Genomic DNA, 17404 nt, shown 5'->3' with positions numbered 1-17404 from the left:
CATGAAGCAACTTATTATATATCTTTTGCCCATCTGCCTGCTATTCAGCTCCTGCAAGAAGTTCCTGAAGGAGACGAGTCCGGACGAGATCAAGCCTACTACTACTGATGATCTGTATGCTCTGATGATCAGTGATGCCTATCCTTATACAGCTAACCTGGAAGATTTTTCTGACATACTCACGGATGATGTGCGTAGTTACGGCATGCCCCGTAAATCGACAGGAGAACAGAACACCACTTATTCCAGCTATTACCAGAATGGACAAGGTGTATTCAAATATGATGCTGAAGAGCTGGATGGTTCCGAGGGTACAGCAGCGACGGCACTGAATGCCTGGGCAAGATATTACAGCAAAATTAAAGGCTGTAATATCATTATTGACTATATAGACAATGTGTCGGGAACACAGAAGGACAAGGATGCACTGGTAGGACAATCCTTGCTGCTGAGAGCGTTTTATTACTTTAAGCTGCTGCAGTTGTATTGTGCGCCATATGTTGCCAGTGCAGCATCTACGCCTGGTGTGCCATTGATCTTGTCGATGCAGGTGAGTGACGAACACATTGGCCGCAGTACCCTGCAGGAGACTTTTGACCAGGTAGAAAAAGACCTTACTCAGGCAGCGACATTGCTGGAAGCAAACTATAAAACGCCCAACGCTTATCGCGTAGGTTACATAGCCGCCTATGCATTACTCTCCAGGGTATACCTGTATAAAGGGGAGTGGGACAAAGCGATCGACTATGCTGAAAAAGTGCTGGCGGAACGTTCCCAGTTGACTGATATGAGCCTCTCTTCTTCCTCCGGTTCATTATATATATATGATCAGTCACAGAGCGCAGAAGTGATTTTTCAATATGGGTCTAATCCCAGTGGTGTTACCACGTTTTTCCCTTCTCCGATTAGCTATTCGGGCATGCATGCACCTTACGAAGTAGCTGATGAACTGGGCCAGCTGTATGAAAATAATGACCTGCGGTATAAGTTTTACTTTTATAAAGTTACCGTTTCAGGAGCTAGTTATAACACCCGTAGTTCCAAGATTGGTGTAAACAGTAAAGGCGGTGATAAAGGGATCCGTGTAGCAGAAATGTACCTCAATGCAGCGGAAGGACTGGCCCGCCGCTTCAAGTCCGGCGGCCAGGAAACCGATCGTACCAGTGCATTGCAATACCTGAATACCCTGCGACAAAACAGGTTTTCTTCTCCATATACCACGATCGATATACAGAATGCTGACTCGCTTATCAGTTTTGCACTGGCAGAAAGAAGAAGAGAGCTATGCCTGGAAGAAAACTTCAGATGGGCAGATATCAAGCGGTTGGGATTGTCTGTGACTCACAATTTCATTGATGCAGACGGGAATAGCACCATCTATACACTGGCGGCAAACAGTCCGTTGTATGCATTACCTATTCCTGTTACTGCTTTAGAGAGAAATAATAAACTGACTCAAAACGCCCGTTAAAAATGAAATTAGCAATCTATATATTCCTTTTGCTGGCATTGGTTGCCTGTAAGAAGCAGGAAGAAACGCTCACCCCTTCTGCGAGCCTGGTTTATACATTACCACAAGGTAGTCATGATTATGATACGACTATCCTGGATTATTATAAAAAGTATGGCACCTACCTATTGTATCAATTCACAGACAGGGACGCCTACTGGACGCCAACCGGCTGGAAAAATGCAAGGTATGATTCTGCTGGTGCCTACTGGAATGTGGGGTTCCTGGCAATAGAAGCAGAGGAAACGTATGTAGGCAAACAACTGGAAGTAATACAGCGCCTTTGGTTCAGGTATTATTCCGATAAGTTCCTGAAGCAGTTTTTACCTGTGAAGATCCTGCTCTGTTCTAAAATAGACTCTTCTTATCTGGGGTATGATTTTTCTACGACCCCAACTACTTTCTACCTGAAGTATAAGGAGGTTGCCGCATGGTACAACTATGACAATATCTCTGTTAATTTTGGTAATGCCAATGTAGAAAATATGACAGCGAAAGATTCCGGTTATTTCATCTGGAAAGTATCGCAGGCTTTTATGGCAGAAATCTTCGCAACAAAACCTGTTGCTGCTACAGACGATTTTACAAAGCTTACCAGCTATACAACGAAGTTTACCACCCAGGCAGCGGCTTATGCGGCAGGATCCATTTCTACCTATTACAGCGCATCTGCACAGAATGACTGGGAAAAATTTATGCTGGCGATGGTGAGTTGTTCCGAAACCATGCTAAACCAGGCAGAAGCAGCATCATCCTACAGCAATAAAGGTATTCTCAACCCCCTCAAGGATACCAGTGGGAAAATAAAAAAGCGGTATAACATCGTACGGAATTATTTCATCACAAACTATAATGTAGACCTGCAGGCCATCGGCAATGCCGCTATCCCGCAATGATTGAAGAAAGATGACGACTTTAAAGCGATTAATCCTTACCTGCATGTTCTATGCAGCCCCCCTGTCATTGTCAGCACAGTCTGCTGATAGTATTCCATCTATGGAAAGCTTTATTAAACCGACGGCTGTGCGTCACCAGGGAATGTGTAATATTTATATACAGGAAGGGCGCTACCTCATGGAAGTGCCGGATAGTATTAATGGACGTGATATCCTCTCTGCTATTACGATTGTAAAAGGTGCTGCACAGGTAGAGCGTAAGCCCGAAAAGCGATTCGGTTATGCAGGAGATGCCGTGTTTGAAAGAGTGATCCGCTTTGTGAAAGCAGGGGACAAACTCAATATCGTACAACCTATATTTCAGAATGCACAGGATTCAACCACCATCTATTACAAGGTAGCTAACAATACTTTGATGCCTGTATTATTGTCTTTTCCTGTAAAGGCAAAGAGTGATCATGCTGTACTGATTGATTTTACAGAGACACTTACCGGGGATGGAGATCTCTTTGCATTGAAAGGAGCAAAGAAAGAGTTGAGCTTAGGTAATCTTGAAGCAGACAAGTCTTCCATCTTAAGTATTCGTTGCTTTCCTGCTAACATGAATTTCCGGTCTCTGCGCACTTATGGTCCTGGAGGGGAAAGTAAAAATTCTTCTGCATGGGAGGTCGGTGCTTCCTGGGTATTATTGCCGCTGCACCCAATGCCGCAGCGCTTTGAGGATAGCAGGGTAGGTTATTTTACAAAGACAATCAGAGACTACGATAACTATGCAACTAATCCCAGGATGGTACAGTTGACTATCCGCTGGGACTTGCACCCTAAGGCGGCAGACGTGCCCCGTTACCTGGCAGGAGAGTTGGTAGAACCAGAACATCCGATTGTGTTTTATATCGATAAGCATACGCCTGCTTACCTGGTTCCTTATTTTATAAAAGGGGTGAATGCCTGGCAACAGGCATTTGAAAAAGCTGGTTTCAGACATGCCATTTATGCATTGCCGGAACCATCTGAAGAAGATAGTACCTATGCCATGGAAGATGTCAGGTTCTCTTATATCTCTTACAAAGGTTCTCCTATTGAGAATGCCTATGGTCCCAATGTAAGCGATCCCCGGTCCGGTCAGATCATCAGTAGCAGAGTCGCGGTTTTTCACAGTGTGTTAGACCTGATACAGCGCTGGTATTTTTCTATGTGTGCAGCGACCGATACAGCAGCTCGTCATTATCCGCTGAGCCATGATGTGATGGGCCGGCTGATACAGAATGTCATCACTCATGAGGTAGGGCATACGTTGGGGTTAAAACACAACTTTGGTGGCAGCGCATTTTATGAAGTAGATAGTATTCGTAAGCCAGCTTATGTGGCAAAGAATGGTTTTGGGGCATCCATAATGGATTATATGCGATTCAATTATACTGCACAGCCGGAAGATCATATGCCAGACACCCTGTTGGTACCAGGTATTGGTGTGTATGATTTGTTTGCAATTGAATGGGGGTATCGTTACCTGCCCCAATTTACAACACCAAAAGCGACTTCCGACTCATTGGAACGCTGGGTGACGGAAAAGCGAAAAGATATTCGCCTTCGCTTTGGTAGAGAGAATGACCAGATGGATCCACGTTATCAATCGGAAGATGTAGGGAGTGACCCGGTAAAAGCCGGCAAACTGGGTATTAAAAACCTCCAGCTTACCATGCAGCATTTTAATGAATGGATGAAGACGTCTGAGAATGATCCTGCTCATTACAGACAGCAATACAGGAGCCTGTTAGGCCGATATCATAATTACCTGTTGCATGCGCTGGTTGAGGTAGAGGGACGGTATAATAACAGGGAAGCAAAGCCTGAGGAAAACCTCCCCTCTTACGAGCCGGTACCCAGGGCAAGACAGGAAGCTGCTGTTGCTTTCCTGGAAGAATACTTGTTGGAGTATCCCAAATGGTTGTTTGATACAGCTATTATGAAGAAAGCGGCATTCGAATTTGACAGGGATGGTATGGAGCCTTTCAATATTACTTTGTCCCGTTTGATCATGTCATACAGCCATATAAGTGATAACCTGGCGGTCAATCCAAAGGGCTATACTACAAAGGAACTGTACGAAAGATTATATACAGTGATATTCAGTAAACCGGCTACCAGTGAATTCAATAGGGAGCTGCAGCGTACATTACTCATAAAATCATTGTCAATAGTAGCATCATCTTCAGGTTTTTCAGATGATGTAAGTGTACAGCTGCTGGCTATAATTGATAAGATAGGTACAAAAAGCAGAAAAGAATTACAGGTAAGTACTGATGTGCTCCTGAAAGCACATTGGGAGTCACTGGCAGATATGATTACCATTTGGGAAAACGGAAATGCTTCCTCACTGGCAGCAGGTAAATAAATAATATTGGCATATGAGAAGACCACTGATAACAGTTTGTCTGCTATTGAATGTAGCACTGACTACTGCACAAAATAAATCACCGCAATCCTATAAAGAGTTTTATAAGGATGGCATGAAGAAAATAGAAGGAGATTATTCTATTTACAGGAAAGATAAACACTATTACCTGGAAATACCAGACAATGCACTGGGAAAAGATGTATTGGTAATGGGATATGTAAGGAAAGGAAATTCATCTGCAATAGCAAAATCAGCAGGTATTATCCGGTTCAGTAAAGGTATCAGCAACTCGTTGAATGTAACCCGTATTAGTTTTAATGAAGGTGCCAGCGGTGATATCAATGGGGATATGGAACCAGTAATAAAACGGTCGGGTTTATTGCCTGTCAGTTACGGTTATTCAATAGTCGCAACAGGAAAGAAAGGTGGTTATATTATCGAGATTTCCCGTCAGATTCTTGAAGGAGGAGATTGGTTTGCATTTCCTGATTTGACTTTCCTGAGTCATCCTGATCCGGAGCGCTCGGTGGTGGAAGATATTAAAACTACAGAAAAGGCAGTACGGTTTGCAGTAGAACGGTCTCAGACAGATTTTAACAAAGACTTTGTATCAGGCAGGGATATGGACAATGCCAATACTTACGAAATAGAACTTGTATTCCAGCAATTGCCTGACGAAAAGATGCCACGAAAACTGGCAGAGAAAGCATCTCCATTTGAAACATTTAGTTTCATGGACTATGGCAGAACAGCTTATACCGCCCGCAAAACATCTTTTATTCATAAATGGAATATCAATAATAAAATTAGTGTAGCACTAGACCCGAATATTCCTGCTTTTTTCAGAAAGTATATTGAGCAGGGTGTACTGGCATGGAATGTAGCTTTTCATGGAGATGTATTAAAGATTGTACAGGATCAGCAGTTAAGCCCTGGGTATATACTGGTGAACTGGGGTAATACTTATAATTCACCCATCGTTGCGACCGTTGAGCATCCTGAAACAGGTGAAATACTCGCAGCCCGTATTAATGTAACCGAAGCGGTAACGGATCAACTGATGTTACGATACTTGCTGCAATGTGGCGCCAATGATAAAAGAATTATAAAAGATATCAGGAACCCGGATATCCAGGGTGAGATTTTAAGGTGGCTCATGACCCAAACCGTAGGTGAAGCATTGGGCTTACGTGCGAACCTGAGCGGCAGTGCTGCTTATACCACTGCACAACTACGGAATCCCGCATGGATGAAGACGCATGCTTTCTCGGCTTCTATCATGGATGACATAGAATTTAACTATGTAGCTCAACCCGAAGATCACGTACCTGTGAGTACACTGATGCCGGGCATTGGTGAAGCAGACATTGCTGCGATCGAATGGGGATACGGACAAGGGCCGGCACCTACGTACTTGCCGGAAGATTCTTTGAACCCGCTTACACAGCATTATGACCTTGCTTCTGATAAGATCATGGCGTCTACACTTGCCATTAAAAATTTGCAGCGCGTGTTCCTGCAACTGGATACTATCAGCAAACAACTGGATGGTACGGAAGACCTTTTTAAAAGCAATGGATCCCTGTATGGTGCGGCATTGATCAGCTATGAGAAATACTGTATGGATGTGTCAGCGCTGATTGGTGGGGTATGCCGCAAGCCACTTTCGCTGGGAGAAGAAAAGATAAAGGCAGATGCTGCTGTACAAAAACAGGCATTGGCTTTCTTACAACAATATGTGTTCAGCGGCCCTGCTGCGTGGATGAAAATAAATGGTACACCTGGTGGTCGTGTGATCAGCGTAGAGGAGTCATTTACCCACATGCAGATTGCTATTCTGAAATCACTTATTGACATAAGAAAACTTGACCAGGTGGCAGATGCAAATGAGATTTTCAATTTCATTGATAAAGAAGTGTTCTTTTCCTTCAGTAAAGAGAAAGTGCTGACTACAGAAGAACGTACGATGCAGGCAAAATTTGTATACGAGCTTGCCCAGGCTACTTACAAAGCTAATATCAGTACTGGTTTAAATGATGCCAATGTACTGCTGCATTATTATATGATCACGACGATGAAGAAACTGGAAGATATGGCAAACACGCATCCGGATATGCTCACCAGGGAAAACTTCCGCCTGATGAAAATGAAAGCAGAACATGAATTTTTTCATAAAATAAAAGCCTGACTATGAAGAATATCATATATTCCTTACTGCTGGCATGCGCGTTTAGTCCGCTGATGGCCCAGCACAGGGAGATCGCTTTTGAACATGCACCGTTACCTGATCTGCTGGCCAGATCAGCAAAAGAACATAAACTTGTATTTGTAGATTGTTATACCTCCTGGTGTGGTCCTTGCAAAGAGATGTCGACCTATGTATTCACAAAAGATACTGTAGCCGACTTTTTTAACACGCAGCTGATCTCTTTAAAGCTGGATATGGAAAAGGGAGAAGGACCGGAAGTCGGCAAAAAATACCGGGTAGGAGCATATCCGTCATATCTCTTATTAAATGAGAAAGGAGAGCTGGTGTATAAATTCGTTGGAGGCATGCCAGCAGAAGAATTTCTCAAAAAGGTATCCGAAGGGATGGACCCTGATAACAGGATGGCACAGATCTTCCGCAGGTATGAGTCGGGAGATCGCAGCCCGGCGTTAATGCGGGAATACATCGTATTAACTTTAAGGAACAAGGAAATAAAGCGGGGAAAGGAACTCAATATAGAATACACCCAATCTCTTACCGCGCAGCAGAAGCTCCTGCCTGAAAACTGGTTTCTTTATGGAGAGAACCAGTTTTCCCGCGAGCTCTCTGATATGCATAGCCCGGACTTTACATACCTGGTAGAACACTGGCAGGACTTTGCCAAAGTAAAAGGCATTGATTCTATCAATCACAAGATCTCCGGCGTATTCCGTAAACTTACCAGCTATTGCCTGCAAGGTTATTACCAGAAAGATATCGGGTATCAAAAAGAAGACTTTGTTGTCTATCGTAAGCAAATCAAACACACACAGGTGCCAGATAAAAAAGACCTGATGATCATGATGGACATTGCCGAAGCAGCCTGTCAGGGAGATGCACAGCTTGTTACCAACCTGATTGCAGATCATATAGCCCAATTCAGTAGTCCGAATATGGATATTATATTTGCTTACCTGTCTTTCATTCCATCCTATAAAAAGAAGGAATATCCGCGTTGGGAAGAAATCATTCATACCGTAGCCGCTCATTCTCAAAACCATTTCCTCGTCGATCATGTTAAATCGTATTTTTAAAACAGGCCTGCTGGTCTTACTTGCTGGTAGTCTGTATGCTCAGGATACTTATTATGATGCCCCAAATCTGGCCAAACAGATGGGATCTCTGACCGTTATTCCTTTTTTTGTAAAGGGTACTGATAAATGCTGGTTTAGTGCGGACAAGGACTATTACCTGGTGGATGCGAAGCGCGGCACCCGTCAGTGTATTTCTGATAAAAAATACCTGGGGGGCTTGCTACAGGAGTTATTGCACCAACCTGTGGATACGGCAGCTATCAAAGTAGAGATGCCTGGTAGCAATGATATGGGAATCTATTATAAAGAAGCCCGTTATTCTTATAGCCTGGCGAATGGGAAACTGGTCCCCGCCATCCCCCATAATTATCCTCATTCCGGCTGGCGTAATGGTTTATCACCAGATAAGAAATGGCAGCTGGTGGCGAAGAACCATAACCTGTTTCTCCGGAAAAATTCGGATAGTTCTATGTTAAAGTTGTCTTTTGATGGGGAGTTATATCACTCTTTTAACATGAATGATGCTGACACTGGTACTTTGCGCGAATCAAATACAGAGGCGGTATGGATAAAAGGAACTTCAAAATTTTACATAGTCAGAAAGGATCGGCATAAGGTTGGTACAATGACTGTTGTGCATAGTTTGTCTACTCCCCGCCCAAGGGTAGAGACGTATAAATATGAACTGCCGGGCGATAAGGATGTGACGCAGTATGAGTTATACCTGGGCGATGCTTCGGAAGGGACCTTTCTGCCTGTAAATACGGGCGATTGGAAAGACCAGGAGCTGGAAGTGCTGTATGGCGGTGCTAAGGTGTATTTCCTGCGGAAGAAGCGTACAAGGGATGAGATGGACTTATGTGCAGTAGATTGGAAAGGTACAGTGCAGGTACTGATCCATGAGGTGAGTCGTCCTTTTATTAATGATGATGTATTCTCCGCTGCAATTCTCAATGATGGTAAAGATATTCTCTGGTGGTCAGACCGGAGTGGCTGGGGGCATTATTATTTATATGATGGTGCCGGTCATTTGCAGGGTGCAGTTACAGCGGGAGACTGGACAGCGGGTAAGTTACTGAGAGTAGATACGGCTTCAAAAAGACTATACTTTTATGGCTATGGCAGGGAGCAGGGTATCAATCCTAACTACTCCTTTGTGTACGCCGTAAATTTCGATGGCAAAGGGTTGCGGCTGCTCACGCCTGAAAATGCCAACCATGAGGTGTTCATAGCGCCTGGCAATCAGTTCTTTGTTGACAACTATTCGCGGATAGACATGGATCCCCGCACTACTATCAGAAGTACCAGTAGCAACTGGCAGATGGAAATCTGGAAACCAGACCTGAGCCGGTTGTACAAATATGGCTGGAAAAGACCGGAGATGTTCACCATCAAAGCTGCCGATGGGGTAACGGATATTTATGGACTGATGTGGAAGCCATTTGACTTTGACAGTACTAAAAAGTACCCCATCATTTCACAGGTATATCCGGGACCGCAGACAGAAACAGTATGGTCCTCGTTTACAGTGCTGGACAGGTATAATAATACCGCCCTGGCACAGACGGGGAGTATCGTGGTCTGTATGGGGCACAGGGGTGGATCGCCTTACCGCAATAAAGCATATCATACATATGGTTATGGCAACCTCCGTGACTATGCGTTGGACGATGACAGGCATGGGATCATCCAACTGGCTGCCAGATATCATTTTATTGATACCACCCGTGTCGGTATCTTTGGTCATTCCGGCGGGGGAATGATGGCGGTAGCGGCAATATGTACCTACCCTGATTTTTATAAGGTAGCAGTGGCCTCCTCCGGTAATCATGATAATAATATATATAACCGTACCTGGGGTGAAACCTTTCAGGGAATCGATTCCGGTTTTGCGTATCATGTAGCGCTGAACCAGGCACTCGCTTCGAAATTGAAAGGGCATTTATTATTAGTGACCGGAGAGGTAGATACGAATGTGCATCCGGCGGCTACCTATAGAATGGTGAATGCGTTGATACAGGCGGGAAAAGACTTTGACATGCTCGTATTGCCGGGGCAAAGTCATACTTACGAAGACACTTACAAAGCATATTTTCAACAACGGCTAAGACAATACTTTAAGTTCCACTTATGATAAAAAAAGGCGAGTCTGATCAGACTCGCCTTTTATATTATATAATAACCATCCTTCCTATTCTGATCATTACTATCCACGATCCCCTCGTACCTTTGAAAACCTTTGCCAACAAAGAATAACCATCTATCAGAAAAAAACGCACATTGTTTTAAAATGTCCATTTATAACCAGCCGAGAAGGCGTGTCATCCAGTTTATTTTTATCGGTCTCGTACTGCTGATTGTTTCCCGTTTATTTATACTGCAAATAATTGATAAGAAATATTCCAAGCTGGCAGATGCCAACTCCGTAGTGAGAAAAGTCGTCTATCCCAGCCGTGGAATCATCTTTGACAGAAAGGGGAGAAGTGTGTTGCGCAACGATGTGATGTACGACCTGATGGTCACTCCATCGAATGTAAAGAAAATTGACACGGCTTACCTGTGTAAGATCTTAGGGATTGATATGCCAGAGTTTAAGAAACGCATCGTGGCGGCAATTGTCAGGAATGGCCGGGTAAGACAGTCGGTTTTTGCACCGTTGTTATTGCCGGATGTATATGGGCAGTTGCAGGAAAGTATGTACCAGTTTCAACCGGGTTTTGAGCTGATGCCCAGGCAGATCCGTTCTTATCCTTATAGTGGTGCCGCCAATATATTGGGCTACATAGGTGAGATCTCGCCACAAATGCAGTTGAACCCTGCTTATAAAGATTATAACATGGGTGACTACCTGGGGATGACAGGATTGGAGAAAACCTATGAGCACATTCTGATGGGGCAAAGAGGGATTCAATACCTTGTAAAGGATAACCTGAATCGCACACAGGGGGCGTATGAGAAAGGTGAATTTGACACAGCGGCAATAGCGGGCAAGAACCTCCGTCTATCATTGGATATTGATTTGCAGGTATTGGGTGAGCGGTTGATGCATAATAAGATAGGTAGTATTGTCGCCATCGATCCGCAAACAGGTGGTATATTGGCGATGGTAAGTGGTCCTTCATTTGATCCTAATTTATTGACGGGTTCTTACAGGGCGCGCAATTTTAATAAACTATTTAGCGATACGACCAAGCCATTGTTCAACAGGGCTATTCAGGGTACGTACGCACCGGGTAGCTCCATGAAACCATTGACAGCGTTGGTCGCGCTGGATGAGGGGATCATTACCCCTGATTTTGGTTATCCCTGTCATGGTGCATATTTGTCCTGCGGACGTAGAATTGCCTGTGAGCATAGTGAAGCCGGGCATGCAGCAAATTTACGACTGGCTATTTCTCACTCCTGCAATTCTTACTTTGTGAACCTGTACCGGATGGAAGTGGATGCAAAGAAATGGGGTGGAGTAGAAAAAGGGCATCAGAAGTGGTATGAATACATGACGTCATTTGGGTTGGGACATCGGTTAGGTATTGATATACCGGGAGAATATGCGGGTTATGCGATTGATTCGGCGGGTATGAATAAGCGGTATCATGGGCAGTGGAATTCCTGTACAGAGTTGTATGTAGGGATGGGACAGGGCGCAGTGGCGGTCACGCCTTTGCAGATGGCGAATGCGATGTGTATCATTGCAAATAAAGGATTTTACTACCTGCCGCATTTTGTGAATAGTATTGATAATGATGTGGCTGATGTGCTGAAGAAGTTTAGGGATAAACATACGGTAGCGCATGTAAAAGATACGGCTTACCAGTCGGTGATATTGGGAATGGAAGATGTGGTGGAGAGTGGTACGGGTAGAAATGCACAGATAGAAGGGGTGATCGTGTGTGGAAAGACAGGTACGGCAGAGAACAATGCCATCGTAAACGGGCAATTGAAGAAGATGAAGAGCCATGCTTTCTTTGTGGCTTTTGCACCGAGAGATCATCCGAGGATAGCGGTGGCGGTGATTGTGGAGAATTCTGGTTATGGGGGCACCTTTGCGGCGCCGATTGCAGGATTGATGATGGAGAAGTATCTGAATGATACGATTTCAGTAAAGAAGAAGCCGGTAGTGCAAAAGATGCTGGAGACGGTGACGATGGATCCGGTGGTGCTGGCAAAGTCCAGGCTGGATTCATTGAATGGCGCGACGGCTCATCTCACGACAGAGCAGATTATGAAAGAGTATTTCAGGAATTAATCTGGTTTAGAAACTTCATTGGATTGGGTCATATCAATGGCGCGACGGCTCATCTCACGACGGAGCAGATTATGAAAGCGTATTTCAGGAATTAATCTGGTTTTAGAAACGTCCTTGTATTAGGTCATATCAATGGAGCAACGGCTCATCTCACGACAGAGCAGATTATGAAAGCGTATTTCAATAATTAATCTGATTTTATAAACTTCATCACATTAGTAATACCATTGGCTTTTGTAAGCACCACTATGTACATGCCATTTGGTAAATCAGAGACTGACAGTGCCAGGCTTGTTTTGGTGAGCATGTCTTCTCTACGCAGGTAGGTCTTACCATCCATACCATATATTTCCAATAGCTTCCAGTTAGAGAGCTGGTCGATAGTAAGAGAGGTATATGCCGGATTGGGATATAGACGTGGCCCTGTAGTAACAGTTGGATCCGGATCTACGGCAGTGATCACATCTACATTGAAAGTAAGTTGATTGCTGGATACCTGTGACGCAGTAAGACAATCCGTTAAGCTGCTGGTGAGCAGACAAAGAATTTTATCTCCTGTTTTCTTTGGCGTGTAACTGATCGTATCGGCAGTGGCTTCGCTGATGTTGGCCCAGGTATGTGTATTGGTGCTGTCCATCCATTGGTAGAATGGGTAGGTACCACCGTTGGAGATGGTGGATGTTAAAATAGTAGATACATATTGTCTTACAGAAGTGGTGCCAGTGATAGTGATGACAGGTGTAGCAGCAGCATTCACTTTTAAATAATGTACAGCGGTGCTGTCATCATCTGCCATACAACGATACAGGTAGCCGGACCATGACAGTAAGGAATTATTTAAGCTTAAAGTGCTTGTATTTGCCCCGCTTATATTTACATAACCACTCCCCGTATTTTGCTGCCATTGATAGGAGGAAGCGGTGTTGCTATAACTCAATGTCAATGTTGTTCCTTCACACACAGTCACGGTATCAGTGGTAATAACATCTACTTTAAATGTAAGTTGGTTGCTGGTTACCTGCGAGGTCGAAAGACAACCAGTTAAATTGCTGGTGAGTATGCAACGGATCTCATCGCCTGTTTTGGCAGGTGTATAAGTAAGTGTATTATTGACTGCATTGCTGATACCTGCCCATGTATGCGTGCTGGTGCTATCCATCCATTGGTAGGTAGGAGAGGTGCCACCATTGGTGATCGTAGCGCTTAAAGTGGTAGCTGTGTTTTGTACCATCGCAGTTGTACCGCTAATGGTGATAGTAGGCGTGACAGTGGAATTCACTAATAGATAATGTACCTCCGAACTATCATTATTCGCCACACAACGATAGCGGTAACCGGACCATGTGAGCAGGGCATTATTCAATGTGTAGGTGGCAGAAGTTGCCCCGCTTATATTTACATACCCACTGCCCGTATTTTGCTGCCACTGATAAGCAGATGCAGTGTTACTGGTGGTCAATGTAACACTGCCTCCTTCGCATACTGCTACCGTATCAATCTTACCAAAAGTGATATCCACCAGACTCAGAGAAGCAAAGGTGCTCCCGGTGCCCACTCTTAAATAAATATCCAGCGAATCTACTCCGGAAACGCCTGTGTAATTGATGGCTCTGTCATATTCCGGACTGGCACTGGTACTATATCTGGTCTCAATGCTCTTAGCAGCGCTCCAATCTTCAGCTGCTAAACGGGTTTCTAAGATCCTTGGTGTACTACTTGCATCTACTCTCGCGCCCCACAACTTGAAATTGTAGATCTTGTTTTGCGACAATCCTTTAATACGGAGTATCACTCCATCGGGATTGATAGAATTATACAGGAACATATTATCCGACAAGGCAGTAGCAGGATAATCGTCCACACCTACAGAAAATCCATTATTATTAATCCCCCTGGTTGTAGCAGTTGAATTATAAGTTCCATCCGGGGTACCTATAATTTTCATAGAAATCGTTGTCGTACTATCACCTGTAGTAAGGAGCTGGCTAATGGTTGCGCCATCCCTGAAGCCCGCCGATCCACCACTCCCATACCAGTTATTCCAGTAATTACCATATGCATCCGGAGAAGCTGTAGGCTGGCCCATAGCCGTACCACTTGGTAAAACAGTATTCACACCATCACCCCCTAAGTCGACCAGGATCCTGTTGGTATTCCGTACTCTTACACTGGCCGAAGAGCTGGCCGCTGCCAATGTCACAATATTGGAATAGGCAGAATAAGTCCCATTTGTATATTTAGTCCTGACCCTGAAGTATTGTGTAGTCGTATAAGAATTAGAATAAGTCTTTTTGACGGTGTCGGTAACCGTATCAAAGGTGCTCCAAGTACTCCCATCCGAAGAGGTCTCAATAATATATGCCCCCGTCACTGCCTGAAAGTATTGTAGCCAGCGTGCAAATAGACTATCTGCAATAAACTGGTTTCCCGCAGAATTCAGATGCACCCCATCACCTGCACCATATACGGGATTGATCTCCGCATCTGTACTGGCAGCTGTATTCACAACATTATTAAACCCCTCTATATACCGGGTAGGCCATGCTGCGCGTATACTATCCGCCAGCACTTTCAATTGTGTCTGCAAAGTGGCATTGAAGGTCGTACGGGGTTGGGTGGTTTCCCAGAATATGGGAACACCATTATTCAGGGCCAATGCATCCAGGTATCTTAAGTTCGCCATGATTTCTGCATTCGTCAACCCATTTGCCACATCATTTGTAGGCAAAGAGATGAACATAAAATCAGGGTTACTGTTCAGCGCACTATCGATATTCGTACCTGTGGTACCGCCTTTGGAAGCCGGCATCAGGTTCGCACTTGCATACCCCGCCACAGCGAGGTTGATCCAGGTAGGACTGGATGTATTGCTTGTGAGCCATGCACTGATCTTATCACCGAGACGATCGGGATAAGATAGTAAATATCCTGCAAGGGTAGAAGATCCCAACCCGACTACAAGCGGGCTGTTGGTAAGGGTTTTGTCATTTGTATTCCAACGTAAGGTAAAGGTGTTGTCACTGTTCCTATATACTCCTGCATGTAAAGTGGTATCGTTAGCATTTACTGTCAAACTGGCTATACAAAATACCAGTATAAAAAAATAATACCGCATAGAAAAGACTAAAGTTAATCTTTATGTGGAAATTTGTTGTAGTAAATGTTGGATGTTAGATAGTTATAATATATCTACCCCTCCCCCAAAAACAGTAAACTCAATATTGGCCAAAATCTTTGTCGTGTAAATAGCCAGGACCCTATTCCGGCTATTTACTTATTGTCTCCCGTTAAGTGTAACTGCACCATCTGTACAGGTAATCACGAATCATGTGGGGTATGAGTATAATCTTCCCAAACATGCTATAATTAAAGCAGATTCCAAACAGTCCATCGATAAATTTGAACTGATTGTCGCTAATACCGGGCAAACAGTCTATGAAGGTTCGGCAGTATACAGCGGACTTGTCTTTTTCAACTTATTTCAATCCTCAACAGATCTCACTGACGGCTTATCGTCTGTTCAAGGCGTACGCATTACTACAGCAGAAACCCGGCACTGATTATCGTCAATACCTGAGAAGAATACTGGACGAAGCTACTTATGGGGCGGATTACTTAGCGCGCATGCAGGTAAATAATGGTTCCTTCTATCGTTCTGTCGCAGCGCCGGGGCCCGGCAAACTGGCGAAGGATGGGTTGATCCGTGCAGAGGATAAAGGATATCACATCAAGCAGTCCAAAGACCAGTCTCATGGTGACACTACCATGGACGAACATAACTGGCGCAGTTTCCAGTGTAGTTATCGCTCCGTAGCTGGCTTATCAATAGCTGCATCAGTCATGACAGTATGCATGAAAATACGCAATACAATGACGAAGTCAACGACAGAAAAGATGTAGTGTATATCTTTTCTGTCGTTGACTGTTTATCGCAAAAGGAAAGATTATCAATGCGAAATAATCACACTGTTAGATTTTATGGAAATGCATCTTAAACAACTCTGTTTTTGTTTTAATATCAAGTTTAAAGTAAATATTCTTCATGTGATATTGTATCGTATTCAGGCTAAGATGTAACCTGGCAGCTATCTCTTTGTGAGATAATCCCTCTAATACCATTTGCGCGACTTCCTTTTCTTTTTTTGTCAGCTTCTCCTTTACAGCAGGCTGAGGAAGATCATTTCTGAAAACCATATACCTGAATATGTGCTGGCTCACTACTGGTTGCCCATATAACAGCATATTAAGGATCTTATGATAAATACTGCTGAAGTTCTCTGATTTTTGAAGATAACCATCAGCCCCCCTATCGAACGCTGCCTTAATCAGATGTTTGTTCTCATCCTTTGTAAGTATTACAATCAGCATTTCAGGTTTTATCTGCTTTAGCGTCTTAATGGTATCCTCTTTTTGAATCTCAGTCAAACAAATGTCTAACAGTAAAAGATCAGGATTCAGGGATGAAGTATTATATAATAACTGCATCGCGTTACGCAGATTGGCCGAATGCAGGCATGAAGAAAATTGTTTATCATTCAGGATATACCTCATTAAATCGTCGCTAAATTGAGGGTCTTCATCGATAATTCCAATTTGATATATACGATTAGTCGTTATGTAAGTATTAGGCATTTGGATTAGTTGTTTTGTCTATTTTCGAGGGATTGCAAACCCATGCGGAACGTTGATCTTAGCGTCCTACACTTTTATGTGGTAAAAATAATCTGTATAAATCCGAAATTTAATTTTGAGGCGATCAATATGTTAAGTAAATGTCATCATAATAACAGACGATCTTTAATATTGTTAAACTCATTTGGGGATATTTTCTAAATCCTTAGAACAAATATTAAGATGCTATGTTTAGCTTATTAGCAAAATATGCAAAAGTGAGTTAAAAATATTGATTATTGGATTTTATATTTTACAATAGAATTATTGATTACTATGATCAGTCAATTTTTATATCATGTAAAGACTATTTGAACCCTTAAATATTTAATTGTCCGTTAGCGAAAAACAAAATTAAGAACAGACACAACAGGCTACCGTAAGATAAATTCTGCGGAAAA

At 43.5% G+C, this 17404-nt stretch carries 10 protein-coding genes and 1 pseudogene; 9 read left to right on the top strand and 2 right to left on the bottom strand.

What is annotated here, in order from left to right:
- Position 1: 1 nt before the first annotated feature.
- The 7 genes from BW716_RS10290 (at position 2) to mrdA (ending at position 12332) form a co-directional block, all read left to right on the top strand.
- A complete protein-coding gene (locus tag BW716_RS10290; protein WP_083722457.1) occupies positions 2 to 1471 on the top strand; it encodes a RagB/SusD family nutrient uptake outer membrane protein in 1470 nt (489 codons plus the stop codon).
- Between the two features lie 2 nt (positions 1472 to 1473).
- The gene (locus BW716_RS10285; RefSeq protein WP_083722456.1) at positions 1474 to 2406 is read left to right on the top strand and encodes a hypothetical protein; all 933 of its coding nucleotides are present in this window, start codon (positions 1474 to 1476) and stop codon (positions 2404 to 2406) included.
- Between the two features lie 43 nt (positions 2407 to 2449).
- The gene (locus tag BW716_RS10280; RefSeq protein WP_179091078.1) at positions 2450 to 4801 is read left to right on the top strand and encodes a zinc-dependent metalloprotease; all 2352 of its coding nucleotides are present in this window, start codon (positions 2450 to 2452) and stop codon (positions 4799 to 4801) included.
- Between the two features lie 13 nt (positions 4802 to 4814).
- A complete protein-coding gene (locus tag BW716_RS10275; RefSeq protein ID WP_083722454.1) occupies positions 4815 to 6992 on the top strand; it encodes a zinc-dependent metalloprotease in 2178 nt (725 codons plus the stop codon).
- Positions 6993 to 6994: 2 nt separating this feature from the next.
- Complete coding sequence (locus tag BW716_RS10270) at positions 6995 to 8086, top strand: thioredoxin family protein (RefSeq protein ID WP_083722453.1); 1092 nt, start codon at positions 6995 to 6997, stop codon at positions 8084 to 8086.
- A complete protein-coding gene (locus BW716_RS10265; RefSeq protein WP_083722452.1) occupies positions 8067 to 10220 on the top strand; it encodes a DPP IV N-terminal domain-containing protein in 2154 nt (717 codons plus the stop codon). The genes BW716_RS10270 and BW716_RS10265 overlap by 20 nt, the downstream gene beginning before the upstream one ends.
- Before the next feature lie 156 nt (positions 10221 to 10376).
- A complete protein-coding gene (gene mrdA, locus BW716_RS10260) occupies positions 10377 to 12332 on the top strand; it encodes a penicillin-binding protein 2 (protein WP_083722451.1) in 1956 nt (651 codons plus the stop codon).
- A gap of 187 nt (positions 12333 to 12519) precedes the next feature.
- Here mrdA and BW716_RS10255 read toward each other — a convergent pair whose 3' ends face one another.
- Positions 12520 to 15447: a T9SS type A sorting domain-containing protein gene (locus BW716_RS10255; protein ID WP_083722450.1), complete on the bottom strand. Its 2928-nt coding sequence runs from the start codon at positions 15445 to 15447 to the stop codon at positions 12520 to 12522.
- 214 nt (positions 15448 to 15661) lie between these two features.
- Between BW716_RS10255 and BW716_RS38030 the strand changes: the two are divergent.
- Both BW716_RS38030 and BW716_RS36715 read left to right on the top strand, forming a co-directional pair.
- A pseudogene (locus BW716_RS38030) lies at positions 15662 to 15721 on the top strand (hypothetical protein); the annotation flags it as partial.
- A 46-nt stretch (positions 15722 to 15767) separates the two neighbouring features.
- Entirely contained in the window at positions 15768 to 16232 is a 465-nt protein-coding gene (locus tag BW716_RS36715) for a hypothetical protein (protein WP_235643599.1), read from the top strand.
- A 69-nt stretch (positions 16233 to 16301) separates the two neighbouring features.
- Here BW716_RS36715 and BW716_RS10240 read toward each other — a convergent pair whose 3' ends face one another.
- Positions 16302 to 16964, bottom strand: coding sequence for a response regulator transcription factor (locus tag BW716_RS10240; protein ID WP_083722447.1), 663 nt, complete (start codon positions 16962 to 16964; stop codon positions 16302 to 16304).
- Between the last annotated feature and the right edge of the window lie 440 nt (positions 16965 to 17404).

The organism is [Flexibacter] sp. ATCC 35208 (genome assembly GCF_001975825.1).
GTDB lineage: Bacteria > Bacteroidota > Bacteroidia > Chitinophagales > Chitinophagaceae > Chitinophaga.
This window is presented reverse-complemented; position numbering and strand designations above follow the sequence as displayed.

Bases quoted from the DNA above. Each gene is read 5' to 3' on its own strand.
- BW716_RS10240 (WP_083722447.1), bottom strand. From the start codon at position 16,964: ATGCCTAATACTTACATAACGACTAATCGTATATATCAAATTGGAATT.
- BW716_RS10265 (WP_083722452.1), top strand. From the start codon at position 8,067: ATGTTAAATCGTATTTTTAAAACAGGCCTGCTGGTCTTACTTGCTGGT.
- BW716_RS10280 (WP_179091078.1), top strand. From the start codon at position 2,450: ATGTTCTATGCAGCCCCCCTGTCATTGTCAGCACAGTCTGCTGATAGT.
- BW716_RS10255 (WP_083722450.1), bottom strand. From the start codon at position 15,447: ATGCGGTATTATTTTTTTATACTGGTATTTTGTATAGCCAGTTTGACA.
- mrdA (WP_083722451.1), top strand. From the start codon at position 10,377: ATGTCCATTTATAACCAGCCGAGAAGGCGTGTCATCCAGTTTATTTTT.
- BW716_RS36715 (WP_235643599.1), top strand. From the start codon at position 15,768: ATGAAGGTTCGGCAGTATACAGCGGACTTGTCTTTTTCAACTTATTTC.
- BW716_RS10290 (WP_083722457.1), top strand. From the start codon at position 2: ATGAAGCAACTTATTATATATCTTTTGCCCATCTGCCTGCTATTCAGC.
- BW716_RS10270 (WP_083722453.1), top strand. From the start codon at position 6,995: ATGAAGAATATCATATATTCCTTACTGCTGGCATGCGCGTTTAGTCCG.
- BW716_RS10285 (WP_083722456.1), top strand. From the start codon at position 1,474: ATGAAATTAGCAATCTATATATTCCTTTTGCTGGCATTGGTTGCCTGT.
- BW716_RS10275 (WP_083722454.1), top strand. From the start codon at position 4,815: ATGAGAAGACCACTGATAACAGTTTGTCTGCTATTGAATGTAGCACTG.